The 973-nt window shown below is 76.2% G+C and carries 2 protein-coding genes; both read right to left on the bottom strand.

Annotation, left to right across the window (positions count from 1 at the left end; all coding sequences use genetic code 11):
- Positions 1 to 280, bottom strand: a 280-nt coding sequence (locus HMPREF3099_RS07865) for a TRAM domain-containing protein (protein ID WP_141762070.1), incomplete at its 3' end; no start/stop codon positions are given.
- 64 nt (positions 281 to 344) lie between these two features.
- A partial coding sequence (locus HMPREF3099_RS07870; RefSeq protein WP_070705467.1) for a DUF3159 domain-containing protein occupies positions 345 to 973 on the bottom strand: 629 nt, incomplete at its 5' end.

Here is a 973-nt window from a genome sequence, read left to right on the forward strand (position 1 = left end):
ACCCGCCGGGGCCGGCCCACCGGCACGGCGCCTCGCGACGGCCGGGGGCGGCGCGGAGCACCTCCACGGCGTCGGCACGCAGGAAGCGGCTGGTGCTGCCGCCCTCGGTGACGGTGAGGCGCACCTGCTCACCGGGCAGCGCGTGCCGCACGAAGACGACCTGTCCCTCGGCGGTGCGGGCCACGCAGTGGCCGCCGTGGGCGAACTCCCCCACCTCCACCACCGCACTCGTGCCGACGAGGTCCTGCGGCTCGGGGGACGTGCGGTTCCGGCGGCTCATGGGCCGGAGTCTAGGTGGGACGCCTCGACCCGGCCCGGCCCCGGGGCCGTGCCGGCGGGAGCGCTCAGCCCTCGCGGGCGAGCTGCTCGGCCTCGGCCTCCAACGGGGCGTCCACGGCGGTGCGGCCGGTGGCCAGCATCGCCACCATCGCCCCGACGGCCACGAGGTACAGCGGCCAGCCCATGACGATCTTGGCCACGCCCAGCGCCGCCACGTTCCCGGCCAGGTACATGGGCAGCATCACGGCCACGCGCACCGCGTAGAGCGCCACGAGCGCCCAGGTGAGTCGGGAGCACACCCTCACCATGGCGCGCGAGCGGCGCCAGCCGGTGGGGTCGGTCTCGAACTGCGGGTCGCCCAGGGCCACGAGGAAGCCGACCACCGGCCACCGCACCAGGACCGAGACCAGCGTGAGGACGCACCACGCGGCCGACATGAGGATGCCGGGCAGGAAGGCGTCCTGGGCCTCCCCCGAGCGGAGGGCGAAGAAGGCCGCCAGGGCCGTGGCGAAGACCGACGCCCCGAGGTAGCGCAGGGTGCCGCCTGCGGCGAACCGGGCCACGGCGAGCACGCCGAGCACCACCACCGAGGCGATGACGGCGCCGCGCACGTCGTGCCGCAGCAGCCACCAGGTCACGAAGGCCACGGTGGGCAGGGCGGCCTCGAGCGATCCGCGCCACCCGCCGAGGGCCT

It is taken from the genome of Kytococcus sp. HMSC28H12, from assembly GCF_001816045.1.
Lineage (GTDB): Bacteria > Actinomycetota > Actinomycetes > Actinomycetales > Dermatophilaceae > Kytococcus > Kytococcus schroeteri.